This window comes from Halopseudomonas laoshanensis (assembly GCF_008365385.1).
GTDB classification, from domain to species: Bacteria; Pseudomonadota; Gammaproteobacteria; order Pseudomonadales; family Pseudomonadaceae; genus Halopseudomonas; species Halopseudomonas laoshanensis.
Map to the genome: position 1 here is coordinate 708,363 of NZ_QOVF01000002.1, position 17,819 is coordinate 726,181.

14 protein-coding genes are annotated in these 17,819 nt (G+C 59.5%); 7 read left to right on the forward strand and 7 right to left on the reverse strand.

The window, feature by feature from the left end:
• Positions 1 to 3: 3 nt before the first annotated feature.
• Entirely contained in the window at positions 4 to 1,407 is a 1,404-nt protein-coding gene (locus tag DT594_RS09750) for a CYTH domain-containing protein (RefSeq protein ID WP_149332489.1), read from the reverse strand.
• A 142-nt stretch (positions 1,408 to 1,549) separates the two neighbouring features.
• Between DT594_RS09750 and DT594_RS09755 the strand changes: the two genes are divergently transcribed.
• From DT594_RS09755 to argE, 3 genes are all read left to right on the forward strand, one after another.
• Positions 1,550 to 2,227: a TIGR00153 family protein gene (locus DT594_RS09755; RefSeq protein WP_149332490.1), complete on the forward strand. Its 678-nt coding sequence runs from the start codon at positions 1,550 to 1,552 to the stop codon at positions 2,225 to 2,227.
• 49 nt (positions 2,228 to 2,276) lie between these two features.
• The gene (locus DT594_RS09760; RefSeq protein WP_149332491.1) at positions 2,277 to 3,533 is read left to right on the forward strand and encodes an inorganic phosphate transporter; all 1,257 of its coding nucleotides are present in this window, start codon (positions 2,277 to 2,279) and stop codon (positions 3,531 to 3,533) included.
• 67 nt (positions 3,534 to 3,600) lie between these two features.
• Positions 3,601 to 4,746, forward strand: a complete 1,146-nt coding sequence (gene argE, locus DT594_RS09765) for an acetylornithine deacetylase (protein ID WP_149332492.1) — start codon at positions 3,601 to 3,603, stop codon at positions 4,744 to 4,746.
• A gap of 12 nt (positions 4,747 to 4,758) precedes the next feature.
• Here argE and amn read toward each other — a convergent pair whose 3' ends face one another.
• Positions 4,759 to 6,228, reverse strand: a complete 1,470-nt coding sequence (amn, locus tag DT594_RS09770; RefSeq protein ID WP_281290898.1) for an AMP nucleosidase — start codon at positions 6,226 to 6,228, stop codon at positions 4,759 to 4,761.
• 159 nt (positions 6,229 to 6,387) lie between these two features.
• On the opposite strand from amn, the gene argA reads away from it, so the two are divergent.
• The 3 genes from argA to DT594_RS09785 all read left to right on the forward strand — a co-directional run bounded on the left by argA (position 6,388) and on the right by DT594_RS09785 (position 11,697).
• The gene (argA, locus tag DT594_RS09775) at positions 6,388 to 7,683 is read left to right on the forward strand and encodes an amino-acid N-acetyltransferase (protein WP_149332493.1); all 1,296 of its coding nucleotides are present in this window, start codon (positions 6,388 to 6,390) and stop codon (positions 7,681 to 7,683) included.
• Between the two features lie 106 nt (positions 7,684 to 7,789).
• A complete protein-coding gene (ilvD, locus tag DT594_RS09780) occupies positions 7,790 to 9,628 on the forward strand; it encodes a dihydroxy-acid dehydratase (RefSeq protein ID WP_149332494.1) in 1,839 nt (612 codons plus the stop codon).
• Positions 9,629 to 10,026: 398 nt separating this feature from the next.
• Positions 10,027 to 11,697 (forward strand): EAL domain-containing protein, encoded by a 1,671-nt coding sequence (locus DT594_RS09785; RefSeq protein WP_178091493.1) that lies wholly within the window; start codon positions 10,027 to 10,029, stop codon positions 11,695 to 11,697.
• On the opposite strand, the gene DT594_RS09790 is transcribed toward DT594_RS09785, so the two are convergent.
• From DT594_RS09790 to DT594_RS09805, 4 genes are read right to left on the reverse strand one after another with little or no spacing between them, the layout of a single operon-like run.
• The gene (locus DT594_RS09790) at positions 11,670 to 12,194 is read right to left on the reverse strand and encodes a dihydrofolate reductase (RefSeq protein WP_149332496.1); all 525 of its coding nucleotides are present in this window, start codon (positions 12,192 to 12,194) and stop codon (positions 11,670 to 11,672) included. The two genes, DT594_RS09785 and DT594_RS09790, sit on opposite strands and share 28 nt — an antisense overlap.
• Positions 12,191 to 12,985 carry a thymidylate synthase gene (locus tag DT594_RS09795; RefSeq protein WP_149332497.1) on the reverse strand — a complete coding sequence of 265 codons (795 nt, stop codon included), beginning with the start codon at positions 12,983 to 12,985 and terminating at the stop codon, positions 12,191 to 12,193. The genes DT594_RS09790 and DT594_RS09795 overlap by 4 nt, the downstream gene beginning before the upstream one ends.
• Positions 12,969 to 13,775, reverse strand: a complete 807-nt coding sequence (gene lgt, locus DT594_RS09800) for a prolipoprotein diacylglyceryl transferase (RefSeq protein WP_149332498.1) — start codon at positions 13,773 to 13,775, stop codon at positions 12,969 to 12,971. The genes DT594_RS09795 and lgt overlap by 17 nt, the downstream gene beginning before the upstream one ends.
• Positions 13,776 to 13,784: 9 nt before the next feature.
• Complete coding sequence (locus DT594_RS09805; protein WP_149332499.1) at positions 13,785 to 14,567, reverse strand: sulfite exporter TauE/SafE family protein; 783 nt, start codon at positions 14,565 to 14,567, stop codon at positions 13,785 to 13,787.
• Positions 14,568 to 14,790: 223 nt separating this feature from the next.
• On the opposite strand from DT594_RS09805, the gene DT594_RS09810 reads away from it, so the two are divergent.
• Positions 14,791 to 15,546, forward strand: coding sequence for an NRDE family protein (locus DT594_RS09810; protein ID WP_149332500.1), 756 nt, complete (start codon positions 14,791 to 14,793; stop codon positions 15,544 to 15,546).
• Positions 15,547 to 15,550: 4 nt separating this feature from the next.
• Here the strand turns inward: DT594_RS09810 and ptsP are convergent, their stop codons facing one another.
• Positions 15,551 to 17,818: a phosphoenolpyruvate--protein phosphotransferase gene (gene ptsP / locus DT594_RS09815; protein WP_149332501.1), complete on the reverse strand. Its 2,268-nt coding sequence runs from the start codon at positions 17,816 to 17,818 to the stop codon at positions 15,551 to 15,553.
• Position 17,819: the final 1 nt, after the last annotated feature.

Consider the following 17,819-nt stretch of genomic DNA (forward strand, 5'->3'; position numbering starts at 1 on the left):
TGATCAGCCGTTCAATTCACGCCAGGCATTGAGTTTACGCAGCCGCTGCCCCTGCTTGCGCAGGGCATCCATCAGCAAGGGGCGTTGTTCCTCTTCCACCATTGGGTATTGTTCGAGCAGTGCCTGCAGCTTGTTCAACTCGCCAAACAGACGATCCGGCTCGGGCACCTGCAGAAAGCCGCGAAAGCCCGAGAGCAGATAGTACAAACGTGCCAGCCGCGGCTGTTGATCCATCCAGATACTGACCGCCGAATCCGGGTCATTGGTGTGCGGCACCTTGAGCTCCTGGATTTCCTTCGCCACTGCAGCCAGCAACCAGCGCGGCAGAGTCAGGTCGCCGATGCGCTGGCCCTTGGGTGGACGATTCAGTGTCCAGCCCCGACGCTGCAGCCATAGGGCTAGGCCAATAAACAGCATCCCCCATGCAGGATCGTTAACGGCGTCGGCAAAGACCTCGGCGGCATGCGCTCTCGCCTTCTGACCCGTTTCATCATCTGCCCAACCAGCCAGTACCAGCGGTTTGAACTGAGCCAGCAACTGGTCCAATGGCTGGACAAAATCCTGCACCGAGGAGCGCGGCAATGCCAGGTCGAACACCCCGAAAGAGGCGCGAAGCGCGGTCAGGGTTAGCGTCATCTCGCGGAACAGCCGCCATTGCCCGGCATGCCGATACTGTTCCGCCAGCCGCTGACTATGCCCCAGCAGTTGGGTACCGGCACCGGCTATCACTTCATCGACTTTCGTTTCCGCGTGCCACTCCACGGCGTTGAGCCGCAGGTCGTAACTGCGTGCCTCGAACAGCCGGTAACCGCGCTCGGCCTTGCTGATGTCGCAGGGCATCAACGGCAGCTCGGCGCTCAATTCCAGCGCCAATTCCAGCAGCGCCGCCGCAGGACCTTGGCGAATTTCCAGTTCCAGCTCACAAATGTCTTCTTCGTTCGCGCCAGCAACGACTCGCCCTTGGTCCAGCGCCGCTTCCACTTCGACCGCTTCGCCCTCTCGCTCCCACTGCAGCAGCACCTTGGTGCGCTGGAAATCGGTGGTGAACACCGGCTGCAGCTGGCTCTTGTCCAGGCTGGCCAGGGCCTCAGGCCAGCACGTGTCGTCCAGCAGCGCCATGTCCAGCTCATCCTGCTGCAAGTGCCAGTCCCATTCGTTGCGCTCGGAAAGCCCGGCTACACTTTGGCCACGGCTTTTCAATGTCTGGATAAATTGCTCGCCGTCGCGCCGCAAGCGCAATGCCACCTTGGCCGCAGCGAGATCGCGGGCGGGCGTATCGTAATATTGGTTGTACAGAGTGCCCTGGGTCCACTCGCCCTGCTGGCGTGCCTTGATCAAGGGATGCTGCTGCACAGCCGCCAATGTCTCGGGTGTGGCGCGCAACTTGATTTCGGTTTCTTTGACCATGACTGACTCTCGCAATAAACAGGTCGGCTCGCTGGCCGCCCCTGAGGAAAAATGACTAATTTGTGACCGTCTTATGTCGTTTTAATGACGACCGGGACTTCAGCACCTATAATTCGCGGCTCGAACCCGCATCGGAGGCCCCATGCCCAGTAATCCGTTTCTCAATCTGTTTGGTCGCTCGCCCATAGGGCCCATGCAGCAGCATATTGGCAAGGCCCACGAATGTGCGGCGCAACTGGTGCCCTTTATTGACGCCGTGATCGCCAACGACTGGGTTGAGGCGGAACGCCTGCAGTTGCATATATCGCAGCTGGAACGTGATGCCGACAAACTGAAAAAGGATGTGCGCATTCACTTGCCCAAGAGCCTGTTCCTGCCGGTTCCGCGCTCGGACCTGCTGGAGCTGCTGAGTGTACAGGACAAAGTAGCCAACCGCGCCAAGGATATAGCCGGGCTGATGCTTGGCCGTCAGATGGCCATTCCCGAGCAGATCCAGGACTCTTTCAAGTTCTTCGTACAGCGCTCTGTGGATGCTGCGGCCCAGGCCCTGAAGGCCATGAACGAGCTGGATGAACTGCTGGAAACCGGCTTTTCCGGCCGCGAAGTCACCCTGGTGGAAACGCTGATCGAGGAGCTGGACCGGATCGAGCATGACACCGATACCCTGCAGATCAAACTGCGCGCGGACCTGTTCAAACTGGAAAAAGATCTACCCCCGGTTAACGTCATGTTCCTTTATCAGATCATCGAATGGATCGGCGATGTAGCGGACCGTGCCCAACGTGTAGGCAATCGCCTGGAACAACTTATGGCCCGCTAGTGGTCAGCTCTAACCGCTTTAACATGCACCCAAACAGAGTATTGTCACCATGACCCTGATTGCAGAATATGGCACGATCCTGCTGGTACTAGCTTGCGCTTTCGGTTTCTTCATGGCCTGGGGCGTCGGTGCCAACGACGTCGCCAACGCCATGGGCACGTCGGTCGGCTCCAAAGCACTGACGATCAAACAGGCGATCCTGATCGCCATGGTTTTCGAATTTCTCGGCGCCTACCTGGCCGGGGGTTCGGTCACCCAGACCATCCGCAGCGGCATCCTTGAATCGGAGATGATCAGTCCCGAGCAAATGATCTTCGGCATGCTCGCTTCCCTTCTGGCTGCCGGCACCTGGCTGTTTATTGCATCCATGAAGGGCTGGCCCGTTTCTACAACCCATTCCATCATTGGTGCGGTGATCGGCTTTGGTGCGGTTGGCGTGTCGATGGATGCGGTGAACTGGGGCGGGGTTGCACCCATTGTTGCCAGTTGGGTGATATCACCGACGCTCTCGGGCTTCGTTGCCTTCCTGGTATTCATGAGCGTGCATAAGCTGATTCTGGATACCGAAAAGCCTTTCGAAAACGCGAAAAAGTACGTCCCCTTCTATATGTTCGCCGTGGGCTTTTTCGTCGCCCTGATGACCGTGACCAAGGGCCTGAAGCACGTGGGCCTGGACCTGAGCCCGTTGCAGAGCTTTGGCCTGGCGGTGGGCACGGGCTTGGCGGTTACCGCGCTGGGCGTGGTGTTGCTGACCCGGGTCAAAGCCGATCCCGAGGCCGACAAGGACTTCCATTTCGCCAGCGTGGAGAAAGTCTTTGCGATATTGATGATCTTTACCGCCTGCGCCATGGCCTTTGCCCACGGCTCCAACGACGTTGCCAACGCTGTGGGCCCGCTTGCAGCAATTGTCGGCGTATTGCAGACCGGGACTATTTCCGACCAGTCTCTGGTGCCTGGCTGGGTGCTGTTGCTCGGTGGTATCGGTATCGTGATTGGTCTGGCCACTTACGGCTACCGGGTGATTGCCACCATAGGCAAGCATATTACCGAGCTGACACCGAGCCGCGGCTTTGCCGCTGAGCTAGCGACCGCTATCACCGTGGTCGGCGCTTCGGGCGCAGGCCTGCCGGTATCAACCACCCATACGCTGGTGGGTGCGGTACTTGGGGTGGGCATCGCCCGCGGCATTGGCGCCCTGAACCTGCGGGTGATCGGCACCATCTTCAGCTCCTGGCTGATTACCCTGCCGGCCGGCGCCGGTCTTTCAATTGTATTTTTCTTTATCCTCAGCGGGATTTTCGGCTGACGCTCACTACCTGGCAGCGTAAGCTGGTCCGACACTGATCGACCGCTTACGCCGCCAGGAGTTTTCAATGGCCATCCCCTCCCTCAGGGCCCAGTTCGACGCCCTGCTCAACGTCCCCTCCATCAGCTGTACTCAGGCCGATATGGATCAGTCCAATCTGGGCGTGGTCAATCTGTTGGCCGAATGGCTGAACGCGCTCGGTTTCAGCTGCACCATCCAGGACATTCCGAATGAGCCGGGCAAGGCCAATCTGATTGCGATTCTCGGTTCTGGCCCGGGCGGCCTGGTGCTGGCTGGGCACACCGATACCGTGCCATGCAATCCAGAGCGCTGGCAGCACGATCCGTTCAAACTGACCGAAGCCGACGGCCGCTGGTACGGGCTGGGTAGTTGCGACATGAAAGGCTTCTTTCCGCTGATTATCGAAGCTCTGAAGGACTACGCAGACAAACCGTTTAAACAACCGCTGATCATCCTCGCCACCGCCGACGAGGAAAGCTCGATGAGCGGTGCCCAGGCATTGGTGGCCAGCGACCTGTTCCACGCTCGGCACGCCGTCATCGGCGAGCCGACCGGCCTCAAGCCGATCCGCGTGCACAAAGGCATCATGATGGAGCGGGTCGATATCACCGGCCAGGCCGGGCATTCCTCGGACCCGTCGCTGGGTCGCAACGCCATGGAAGCCATGCATCTGGTCATCAGTGACCTGCTGGAGCTGCGTGCTGGCTGGCAGAAGCGCTGGAACAATCCGCTGTTTGGCGTACCGACCCCAACCCTGAACCTGGGCTGTATTCATGGCGGCGACAACCCGAATCGCATCTGCGCCAAATGCGCACTGGAGTTCGACATTCGCCCGTTACCCGGCATGGATCCCGACGCGCTGCGCGCCGATATCAATGAACGCCTGCAGCTTATCGCCGCCGAGCATCAGGTCGATATCAGCTTCAAACCGCTGTTCCCTGGCGTACCGCCGCTGGACACACCAGCCGACGCAGCGATCGTCGCCGCCTGTGAGCAACTGACCGGCTACAGCGCCGGCAGCGTGGCTTTTGCCACCGAAGGTCCGTACCTGAACCAGATCGGCATGCAGACATTGATTCTCGGCCCCGGCGATATCGACCAGGCCCATCAGCCCGATGAATTTCTGGCGATGGACCGTATAGACCCGACGGTGAAGATACTTCGCGGGCTGATCGAAAAGTTCTGCCTATAGGCTACCGCTTGCTCAGCGAAACGGCGGCTCGTCAAAACTGCGCAGTTTGCGCGAATGCAGCGAATTAAGCTGGCTGCGCAACAGATCCAACGCGGCGATGCCGATATGCAGGTGCTGAGTCACAGCGCGCTCATAGAAGGCGCCCGCGGCGCCCGGCAGCTTGATCTCACTGTGCAATGGTTTATCCGACACGCATAACAAGGTGCCATAGGGCACGCGCAGGCGATAACCCTGGGCGGCGACGGTACCGCTTTCCATATCCACCGCAATCGCCCTGGCCTGGTTGATCAGCGGCCGCTCCTGCGCCCAGCGCAATTCCCAGTTGCGATCATCATAGGTCAGTACAGTGCCGGTGCGCAGACGTCGTTTCAGATCGTCGCCGCGCTCGCCAGTGACCGTCGCTGCGGCCTCCTGCAGGGCCATCTGCACTTCAGCCAGCGCGGGTAGCGGAATATTCGGTGGCAGTACGCGATCGAGAATCCCGTCGCGGCGCATATAGGCGTGGGCCAGCACATAGTCGCCAATGCTCTGCGACTGCCGCAGCCCGCCACAGTGGCCAATCATCAACCAGCAATGCGGGCGCAGTACGGCCAGGTGATCGGTAATGTTCTTGGCATTGGACGGGCCGACGCCGATATTGACCAGGGTGACGCCGTCACGGTCATTGGCTTGCAGGTGATAGGCCGGCATCTGGTAACGATGCCAGACCACCGTATCGACCAGCGCCTGCATTTGCTCGGCGCTCATGCTCCGCTCGATAATGATGTTGCCGGGCATGATCATGCGCTGAAAACGCGATTCGCCCTGCAGCATATCCAGACCGTGGCGGACAAACTGATCCACGTAGCGATGGTAATTGGTCAACAGGATCCACGGCTGCACATGCCGCCAATCGCTGCCGGTGTAATGCACCAGACGGCGCAACGAGAAGTCCGTACGCGCCGCATCAAACAGGGCCAGCGGCATGGGGTCCAGCTGCTCCCAATCGAGCAAGCCGTCGACGGTGCCATCGGTGACCGCTGACAGATCGGTGCTCGGAAACACCCGCGCCAGCTCACCGGCGGTCACCCCGGAGCCCGCCAGCTCATCGCCCTGCTCCACTACATACGGATAGGGGATCGCCTGCTCGCTCAAACCCACTTCAATATGCAGGGTGAAATCGTTCATCAGTGGGCGCAGTTGTTCAAGCAAGTAGCTGCGGAACGCTTCCGGATGGGTCACGGTGACACTATAAGTGCCCGGCACCTGCACCTTGGCATAGGCGCGCACGGTGCGCGGCACATCTTCCTTGCAGCGGTAGGTTAGGCGCAGCTCCGGGTAACGGAACATGGCCAATTGATCGGCATCCGGCCGGGTACGGTCCTTCAGGTATGCCTGTAACGACAGACCCAGCGCTCCGGTCGCCTGCCGGTATAAAGCGTCCAGTCTTTCGACCGCCTCTTCCGGGCTGCTGACGGTGACAAAGGGAACGGGGCACGCGATTGAATCAAGGCTCACAGGATGCTCTCCTATCGATAAAACATGCCTTATCTTGCCTGCAATCGCCGCTAAGGGCATAGCCCCACGAGCAGCGAGTGCAATCAGCGCTTGAAGCGTATCCAGCAAAGTCCCTAAACTGCTGTTTTGCCCGGACTGCCACCCATGACCGACTACGTCAACTGGTTCCGCCACTCGACGCCTTACATCAATACCCACCGAGATTGCACCTTTGTTGTGCTGCTGCCCGGCGAGGCACTAGCGCACCCGAATTTCAGCAATATCGTCCACGACATCATGCTGCTCAACAGCCTGGGGGTGAGACTGGTGCTGGTGCATGGCTCGCGTCCGCAGATTGAGGAGCGCCAGAGCGCCCGTGGGATCAGCTCGCACTACCATAACGATCTGCGCATCACCGACAGCGACACCCTGGCGTGCGTGATGGATGCGGTGGGCAGCCTGCGCATCGCCATTGAGGCTCAGCTGTGTACGGCACCTACCGCATCAGGCCAAGGCTCGCGGCTGCGCGTGGTCAGTGGCAACTTCGTCACGGCCAAACCCATTGGCGTGGTCGATGGTGTGGACTTTCACCACACCGGGGAAGTACGGCGGATCGATCGCAAGGCGATCAGCCAGCATCTGGATGAGCAGTCCATCGTATTGCTCTCTTCTATGGGTTACTCGCCGACCGGGGAAGTATTCAATCTGGCCTGTGAAGACGTTGCCACCAGCACCGCCGCCGCACTGGAAGCGGATAAGCTCATCCTGTTCGGTCCCGATGCCGGTATTTTCAATGCTGAAGGCCAGTTGCTGCGCGAACTCAAGCCGACCCGCGCGCAGCCGCTGCTCAACGCCCTGGGCAACAGTTTGCCCGGCTCGCTGCTCAGCGCCGCCTGCAAGGCCTGTGACAAGGGCGTGAGACGCAGTCATATCGTCAGCTTCTGCGACGATGGCGCGCTGCTGACCGAGCTCTTTACTCGCGACGGCGGCGGCACGCTGGTCACTCAGGAAGCCTTCGAGCAGATCCGTACCGCCACCATTGAGGATGTCGGCGGCCTGATCGAACTGCTACGTCCGCTGGAAGAAGCGGGCATATTGGTGCGCCGCTCGCGCGAAGTGCTGGAAACCGAAATCGGCCAGTTCACCCTGATCGAGCGCGACAATATGATCATCGGCTGCGCGGCCCTTTACCCGCTGGACGACTCCAGCTCGGCCGAACTGGCCTGCGTCGCGATCGACCCGAACTATCGGCACGGCGGCCGCGGTGACCAATTGCTTGCGCATATTGAATCCCAGGCCCGGGTGATGAAAATCGATACCCTGTTCGTGCTGACCACGCGCACCGCGCACTGGTTTCGCGAGCGCGGCTTCGTACCCAGTTCGGTGGAGCGTCTACCCGCGAAACGCGCCTCGCTATACAATTATCAGCGTAACTCCAAGGTCTTCGAAAAGACCTTGTAAGCCCTCTATTCCGTCCGCGCCAGCCAACCATCTGGTGGCGCGGGCTGCATGCCTGTCGCCAACTTGATATGCTTGCTCGATTGCAACGCACAACGAGATCATCTCCATGCCCGATTATCGCTCAAAAACATCCACCTTTGGCCGCAACATGGCTGGCGCCCGCGCCTTGTGGCGCGCCACCGGCATGAAGGACGAGGATTTCAAGAAGCCCATCATTGCGGTGGCCAACTCCTTCACGCAATTCGTCCCCGGCCACGTGCACCTGAAAGACATGGGCCAACTGGTCGCGCGTGAAATTGAGCGCGCCGGTGGCGTAGCCAAGGAATTCAACACCATCGCCGTGGACGATGGCATTGCCATGGGCCACGACGGCATGCTCTATTCCCTGCCCTCGCGCGAGATCATCGCCGACTCGGTGGAATACATGGTCAATGCCCACTGCGCCGATGCCATCGTCTGCATCTCCAACTGCGACAAGATCACACCCGGCATGCTCATGGCGGCTCTGCGCCTGAACGTACCGGTGGTGTTTGTTTCCGGCGGGCCGATGGAAGCCGGCAAGACCAAGCTCGCCAGCCACGGTCTGGACCTGGTCGATGCCATGGTGGTAGCCGCAGATGAAAGCAACTCCGATGAAAAAGTCGCCGAATACGAGCGCTCCGCCTGTCCGACCTGCGGCTCCTGCTCGGGCATGTTCACCGCCAACTCGATGAACTGCCTGACTGAAGCCCTGGGCCTGGCGCTGCCGGGCAACGGCTCGTTGCTGGCCACCCACAGCGACCGTGAGCAGTTGTTCCTGCGCGCCGGACGCACCATCGTTGAGCTGTGCAAAAGCTATTACACCGACGGCGACGAAAGCGTGCTGCCGCGCAGTATCGCCAACTTCAAGGCGTTCGAGAATGCCATGACCCTGGACATCGCCATGGGCGGTTCGACCAATACCATCCTGCACCTGCTCGCTGCGGCTCAGGAAGGTGAAATCGAATTCGACCTGCGCGATATCGACCGGCTGTCACGCAAGGTGCCGCAACTGTGCAAAGTGGCACCGAATATTCAGAAGTACCATATGGAAGACGTACACCGTGCTGGCGGCATTTTCAGCATCCTCGGCTCGCTGGCCCGCGGCGGCCTGCTGCACACCGACCTGCCGACCGTTCATAGCGCAAGCATGGAGGAGGCGATTGCCGAGTGGGATATCACCCAGACCGACGATGAAGCCGTGCATACCTATTTCAAGGCAGGCCCCGCAGGCATACCGACCCAGACCGCGTTCAGCCAGTCAACACGCTGGGACACGCTGGACCTGGACCGTGAACAGGGCTGCATCCGCAGCGTTGAGCACGCCTATTCCGCCGAGGGCGGTCTGGCCGTGCTGTATGGCAACATCGCCCAGGACGGCTGTGTGGTGAAAACGGCCGGCGTGGATGAGTCGATCCATGTATTCGAAGGCAATGCCAAGATTTACGAAAGTCAGGACACCGCAGTGAAAGGCATCCTTGCCGACGAAGTGAAGGCTGGCGATATCGTCATCATTCGCTACGAAGGACCGAAGGGTGGCCCTGGCATGCAGGAAATGCTCTACCCGACCAGCTACCTGAAGTCCAAGGGGCTGGGTAAGGACTGCGCGCTGCTGACCGACGGTCGCTTCTCCGGTGGCACCTCGGGACTATCCATCGGTCATGCTTCCCCGGAAGCTGCAGCGGGCGGTGCCATTGGCCTGGTACGCGATGGCGACAAGGTGCTGATCGATATCCCTAACCGCAGCATCAACTTGCTGGTCAGCGATGAAGAGCTGTCACACCGTCGCGCCGATCAGGACAAGAAGGGCTGGAAGCCGGTCGAGTACCGTCCACGCAAAGTAACCACCGCACTGAAGGCCTACGCACTACTGGCGACCAGCGCGGACAAAGGTGCGGTGCGCGACAAGGCCATGCTCGACGGCTGAGCCGCTGCTGCCCTGGCTGAACCTAGCCCGAAAAAGTGACAACTGCCATCATGTCTGTACCCAACATGAGAGTCACCCGCGCAAGCGGGGTGGCTCTTATGTACCCTTTCAGTCGCCTCCCTAACCCTGATTGACCCAGTACGCCGCCCCTGAAGATGGCTATTCGCCTGCGCCTAATGCCGGTTCGCGATCAAATATCGCGCCGTAATAATGGCACGTTATCCGGACAGCAAAAAAAGAGTCAATTGAACGTCTGATTGGTAAAACAGTCATACCATTGGTCGGACAAACTGGCCGTTCGCCACTCCATAATGCTGTGCATAAACTGTGATGGCGTTAACATAATCGCAACATGGAGCGTAATACACGGCGTTCCTCTCTGCCGGGCATGGATTCCGATGGACACAACTGCGCGCAAACTGCTGCTGGTTGAGATGGATCCGGTCAAACGCGAACAACTGCTCGCATTTTGCCGGTCCAAAGACGATGCCCCGCTGGACGTCGAGGTTTGCACGCGACCCAAGGAAGCGGTCAACCGGCTGGCCAGTGGCGGATTCAGTGCCTGCCTTATCCCCAATGATTTGACCCTGTTGCGTGACGTGCGCCGCGTTGCCAACGATACCCTGTGCCTGTTGATCAGCGACGCCAGCGAGCCCGAACACGACAGCACGGCGATTCACGATGGTGCCGACGATATCCTGCTGCGCTCCGAGCTGACCGCCGAGGGCCTGCGCCGCGCCCTGGAACACGCCGGCTTCCGCCGCCAGAGTGGCGGCAAACTGGCCCAGCAAGCCAAGCAGGATCCGCTCACCGGGTTGGGTAACCGCGCGATGCTCGAAGAGGAGCTTGATCGGCTGCTGCTGCGCAGCAAGCGCAGCCAGACGGCCTTCGCGCTGTTGTATATCGACCTGGATTACTTCAAACAGATCAATGACAGCTTTGGCCACGGTCTGGGTGATTTGCTGCTCGCGGTTATCGCCAACCGGCTGCGTCGCAGCATGCGCGATCTGGATATGATCACCCGCATTGGCGGTGATGAATTCGTCGCCCTGCTGACCGACCTGCATGATGCGAATGATGCCGCGCTGATTGCCAGCAAGATCATCCACACCCTCAGCGAACCCATCACACTGAACGGGCATCACCTGCTGATTTCCGCCAGCGTCGGCATTGCTACGCATCCCCAGCATGGCAGCAGCGCGTCCGAGCTGTTGAACAACGCCGATCAGGCATTGTATCGGGCCAAAGCCGGCGGCCGTAACGGCTACAGCTTCTACAGCCCGGAAGAGGATGCGCAAACCCAACACAATCTGGATATCGAACAGGGCCTGCGCCACGGCTTGCTCGAGGGCCAGTTTCGCCTGCATTTCCAGCCCATCGTAGACACCCGCAATGGCCACACCCATGCCTGGGAAGCCTTGTTACGCTGGCAACATCCGACATTGGGATTGCTGACGCCAGATGCTTTTTTGAAACTGGCTGAACACAGCGGCCTGATATTGCCCATGGGGCACTGGGTCATTGGCAAAGCGCTGGAAGGAATCAAGAAATGGCGCAGCGCTGGGGTGGACTGCCGGCTTTCGATCAACCTGAGTGATCGCGAACTGAAGCAACCGCGCTTCGCCGACCAACTCCGCCAACTGCTGATCAAGAGCGGCGTGCCAGCGAATGTCATTCAACTGGAGTTGCGTGAAGACGCGCTGCTGAAACACGCCAGCCAGGCAGAGAAGTTATGTAAGTCGCTCGCGGCGCTCGGGGTGGATATCTGGCTTGATCACTTCGGCGAAGAGTACGGCGCCATGAGCTACCTGGCCCGGCTACCGATCAAGGGCATCAAGTTGGACGCGCGTAAAATGGCCGATGATGGGGATTACGCCAGCTACCTGCGCAACCTGATCGGCCTGTCGCGCGATATGGATAAGCAGGTCACGGCCAATTACGTTGAAGATGCCCATTGCGCAGAGCAATTGTCCAGCTGGGGCGGAGACTTCCTCCAGGGTTACTGGATCGGCAAGCCTCGGCCTTTGGAAGATGTGATGGGTCAGCCTCTGACCCTGTCCAGCACCTGATAGCGATGCGCAGGATAATCTGCGCCGCCTGCTACTACGCGCTCATCCACCAAGGCCCACTGCGCGCCATCGACTGCCGGAAACCAGGCATCGCCCTCCGGCTCAGCGTCAACCAGCGTCAGATAAAGTCGGTCCGCTCGATCAAGCATCTGCCGATACAGGTTCTCGCCGCCAATCACCATGATCTCATCCACGCCATCCAGCAGCGCCTGGCGACCGGCCTGTTCCAAGGCGGCGTCCACCGAACCCTGAACCGAGGCACCAGGCAACTGCAAGCCGCTCTGGCGGGTTATGACGATGTTGGTTCTGCCCGGCAATGGTCTGCCCAATGAATCAAAGGTCTTGCGACCCATGACGATCGGCTTGCCCCAGGTCATGCTACGAAAATACTTGAGATCTTCCGGCAAATGCCAGGGCAACTGGTTGTCGCGACCAATCACATGATTGCGACCCATCGCGGCGATTAACGCGATACGCGGCGTGTTCGTCTGCGTCATACCGCCACCGGTGCCTTGATATGCGGATGAGCCTGGTAGCCCTCCAGGGTAAAGTCGTCAAAGGTGAAGGCAAACAGATCCGTGACCTCAGGATTCAAGCGCATACGCGGCATCGGGTAAGGTTCGCGAGAAAGCTGCAGCTCAGCCTGTTCCATATGATTGGCATACAGGTGGCAGTCACCTCCGGTCCAGATAAACTCGCCCGGCTGCAGTCCGCAAACCTGCGCCACCATCAGTGTCAACAACGCATAACTGGCGATATTAAAGGGCACGCCCAGGAAGATATCCGCCGAGCGCTGGTATAACTGGCAGCTCAACTTGCCATCGGCAACATAGAACTGGAATAACGCGTGACAGGGCGGCAAGGCCATCTCATCGACCAGCGCCGGGTTCCACGCCGACACAATCAGCCGCCGCGAGTCGGGGTTGCTGCGGATCATCTGCAGCACCTTGCTGATCTGGTCAATGGACTCGCCATCCGGCGCTGGCCAGGAACGCCACTGGTAGCCATAGACCGGCCCCAGATTACCTTCTTCATCCGCCCAGTCATCCCAGATAGAGACACCATTGTCTTTCAGATAAGCGATGTTGGTGTCGCCCTGAAGAAACCACAGCAGCTCATGGATAATGGATTTGAGATGGCATTTCTTGGTCGTCACCAACGGAAAGCCGTCGGCCAGGTCAAAGCGCATCTGATGGGCAAACACGCTGTAGGTGCCCGTGCCGGTCCGATCGCTCTTGAACGTGCCGTGGTCGCGCACATGGCGCATCAAATCAAGATACTGTTTCACGCTTTACGCCTCCGTTACGGTAAGCCCACGCCATCATCGCGGCGCCTATCAGAATCATCGGCAGGGAGAGTACCTGCCCCATGGTGACCCAACCGAACGCCAGGTAACCCAGATGCGCATCCGGCTCGCGGACGAATTCGGCGAGGAAACGGAAAATGCCGTAACAGACACCAAAGAGTCCACTGACCGCCATGGTCGGGCGCGGCTTGGCCGAGTACAGCCAGAGGATGATAAACAAGGCCACGCCTTCCATTGCAAACTGGTATAGCTGCGACGGATGTCGCGCCAATTGCAGAGGATCGGTGGGGAATACCATCGCCCAGGGCAGATCGGTTGCCTTGCCCCACAGCTCCGCATTGATGAAGTTGCCAATGCGGCCCGCGCCCAACCCAATGGGCACCATGGGTGCGGCAAAATCCATCACCTCGAAGAAGCGTTTGCCATTACGCCGGGCGAACCACCAGACCGCCAGCAGCACGCCCAGCAGGCCGCCATGAAACGACATGCCGCCCTTCCATACCTGGAAGATCAGTGTTGGGTCGTTGAGATAGGACGCCAGATCATAAAACAGGATGTAGCCCACTCGGCCGCCGGCGATCACACCCAGCGCCACCCAGAACACCAGATCCGAGAGCTTTTCACTGTTCCAGCTTGGATCGAAGGCATTCACCCTGCGGCTGGCCAGCCACCAGGCGCCGCCAATACCAATCAGGTACATCAAACCATACCAGTGAATCTGAATAGGCCCGAGCGACAACGCCACCGGATCAATCTGCGGATAAGCCAGCATGAATGCTCCCTAGAGTAAGAAGTTGATGCCCACGCCCACTAGCAACAGGGCAAAAAGCCGCTTGAGCAATTGTTGTGACAGCCGATGTGCCAGGCGCGCGCCGAATCCGGCAAACAGCATACTGGTAGCGGCGATGCCGATCATCGCCGGCAGATAAACATAGCCGAAGCTCCAGTCAGGTAGCGGCGTGACCGCCCAGCCAGTCCAGATAAAGCTCGCTGCACCGGCAAGGGCAATAGGCAAGCCGCAAGCTGAAGAAGTTGCTACCGCCTGCTGCATGGGCACACTGCGCCAAACCAGAAAAGGGACGGTAAGCGAGCCGCCACCGATACCAAAAATGGCTGAGGCCCAGCCAATGACCCCGCCCGCGAGGGTCAACACCGGCTTGCCGGGCACAGCGGATGAGGCCTTGGGACGTAAATCAAAAGCCATCTGGATGGCCACGGCAATGGCAAACACGCCGATGATCTTCTGCAATATCGGGCCTTGAATCAGAGCGGCGGTCAGCGCGCCCAGCACCGTACCAAAAATGATCCCCAGCGCCATCCATACGAACAGGGTCCAGCGAACCGCGCCCTTGAGATGATGTGCACGAATAGCGTTAATCGAGGTAAAAGCGATGGTCGCCAGCGAAGTGCCTACCGCCATGTGCGTAAGCACTTCGGGCGCAAATCCCTGCAGAGTGAAGCTGTAAACCAGCACCGGCACGATGATCATGCCACCGCCCACACCGAACAAACCCGCCAGCGTGCCTGCGAATCCGCCCAGTACCAGATAAATCAGAAACTCCACGCGTACCCCCACCTATTCGATGGCTACTCGCTGAATTGCATCAGCTTGGCCAGACAGGCCGCTAGTGTAGCCGAAACCAGCGCCGATGAGTGTCCGAAAAGTCATCTGCGCGGCATATTCCAGGCGTGGTCGAACGTGCCGCCTATCGCCGTCAATGGGCCGCGCGGGCCACTGCCTCGCATGCAAAAACCCGTACACTAGGCGCATTACAGGGGGAACAACTATGTGTCTGATGGCTTTTGCCTGGCAAACCGGCGGCAACCCGCTCATCCTGCTGGGAAATCGAGACGAGTTCCATGCCAGGCCCACTCGCGCCGCTGGCTTCTGGACTGAGGAAGGCCTGCCGGACTTGCTCGCGGGCAAGGATCTGGAAGCCGGGGGAACATGGCTCGGCGTCACCCGTCGCGGCCGATTCGCGGCACTGACCAATATTCGTGCGCCGGGAGCCCGCAAGGGCCCGCAGTCACGCGGCGCCCTGGCCCTGGACTATCTGGCCGGCAAACAGGCTCCAGGGGAATACCTGCAAGAGCTGCAATCCAGACGCGACGATTATGCCGACTTCAATTTACTGGTCGGCGATCTGCAGGAGCTGTGGCATCTCAATAGCCAGGCCAACCAGCCGCAGCAGCTCCCCCCGGGTGTATACGGCTTATCCAACGGCGCGCTGAACAGCGACTGGCCAAAGCTGCAACAATTGCGGGCCCGCCTGGGGGACAATCTGAATGCCAGTGCCGACGTATTACTGGACCTGCTGAGCGACACGCAGACCTACCCCGATCAGCAACTGCCAAAAACCGGCGTGAGCCTGGAGTGGGAACGGCTGCTCTCAGCCACTTTTATTCTCGGCGAAGACTATGGAACACGCGCCAGCAGCCTGTTGAAACTGGATAAGCAGGGAGGCATCGTTTTCGTTGAACGCAGGTTTGCCGCCGCCGGCGCGGCGCTGGGTGAATCCTGCTGGCACCTGGCTGGCGATTAGCTGTTCAGCGGCCTTGGCGCAGAACCTTTTCCAGCCCCATATTGCGCAGCGCCAAGTGCAGTGTACTTTGCACCAGATGCGGGTTATCCAGCCCGATGACTTCATCGAGCAGCGCTTTGGCATCACTCAGGGAAATCTGCCGCAACAACCACTTAACCTTCGGCAGGTTAGTCGCGTTCATCGATAGCACATCACAACCCATTGCCATCAGCAGCACCGCAGACGCCGGATCACCGGCCATTTCGCCACACACACTCATTGGCTTACCGGCTTCGCGGCAGGCGGTGGCGACCTTGATCAACGCCTGCAGCACCGCCGGATGCAGCGAATGATATAGATCTGCCACGCGAGGATTGTTGCGATCGACCGCCAGCAGGTACTGCGTCAGATCATTGGTACCCACGGAGAGGAAGTCGACCATCTGCACCAACTCACGCGCCTGGTAGACAGCCGCCGGCACTTCAATCATCACCCCCACCGGCGGCATCGGTACTTCCATACCCTCATCACAGACTTCACTGTGCGCGCGGTGAATCAGATGCAGCGCCTCCTCCACTTCATAAACGCTACTGATCATCGGCAACATGATGCGCAGATTATTCAGCCCCTTGCTCGCCTTGAGCATGGCGCGGGTCTGCACCAGAAAGATTTCCGGATGATCCAGCGTTACACGAATACCGCGCCAACCGAGGAAGGGGTTGTCTTCGCGGATAGGGAAATAGGTCAGGGCCTTGTCGCCACCAATATCCAGGCTGCGCATGGTCACCGGCAGCGGGTGGAAGGCTTCCAGCTGCTCACGATAGGTCGCCTGCTGCTCCTTTTCACTGGGGAAGCGATCCTGGATCATGAACGGCACTTCAGTACGGTACAGTCCTACGCCTTCGGCACCACGATCGAGCGAGCGGGCAACATCGGCCAGCAAGCCGGTGTTCACAAACAGCGGCATGCGGTGGCCGTCAGTGGTCACGCAGCGCACATCGCGCAGCTTCTCCAACCCCTGCACCAGTTCCAGCTCTTCGCGGACTATTTCCAGGTAATGCCGACGTAACTCCGGTGACGGGTTGGAATAAACCTCCCCATGGTTACCATCAACAATCAGCTCCAGACCGTCCATGCGCGTATACGGCAGGTCCACTGCCCCCATAACAGTCGGGATGCCCATGGCGCGCGCCAGAATGGCCACATGCGAGCTCCCCGATCCAAGCACCGAGACCAGGCCCACGAGCTTTTCCTTCGGCACCTCACCCAGCATCACCGGCGATAGCTCTTCACTGACCAGAATGGTTTGATCAGGGAAGACCCGCTCTTCCTTGTTGGCTTCCTGCAGATACGCGAGGATGCGCCGGCCCAGATCCTTGACGTCCGAGGCGCGCTCACGCAGATAGGGATCGTCCATCATCTCGAAACGGTTGATATGGGCATTGACCACTTCACGCAAAGCGCCCTGTGCCCATTGCCCGCCGCGAATGACCGCCAATACCTCGTTACCAAGGGCGGCGTCATCCAGCATCATCAGATACACATCAAACAGCGCCAGCTCTTCGGGCCGCAGTTGAGTAGACAGTTTGGCGGACATGTCATGCATGTCCTGGCGAACAGCTTCGATCGCGCTACGAAAGCGCAACACTTCCACGTCAATATCTTTGACATGCTTATCCGGCACGGCCTTGAGATCGGCCGGCGGCAGAATCACCACCGCCTGGCCGATCGCCACGCCAGGCGCACCGGGTACCGCATCAAACCGGGTGTCCTGAATCGCCTCGCCAGCCCAACCCAGACCATGAATCGAGCCAGTGGCCTCAGCGTGCGCAATAACCCCGGCCAACTGAGCGCTCATGGTGACCAGGAAGGATTCTTCAGATTCGTCGAACTGCCTGCGCTCTTTCTGCTGGACCACCAACACGCCCATGACCCGGCGATGGTGGATGATCGGCACACCTAGAAAGGAGGCAAAGCGCTCCTCGCCGGTCTCGGCGAAGTAGCGGAATTTCGGGTGAGCGGCGGCATCTTCGAGGTTTACCGGCTCTTCACGGGCGCCCACGTAACCGATCAGACCTTCGTTGTTGGCCATGCTGACGATGCCTACCGCATCTTTATTCAGGCCCTGGGTGGCCATCAGCACATAACGGCTACTGCCTGGATCGAGCAGATAAACGGAACACACTTCCGTACCCATGGCCTCACGCACGCGCTGGACAATGATGTCCAGTGCGGTGATCAGGTCCTTGGCGGAGTTCACTTCCTGAACAATGCGCCGCAGGGTATTGAGCATG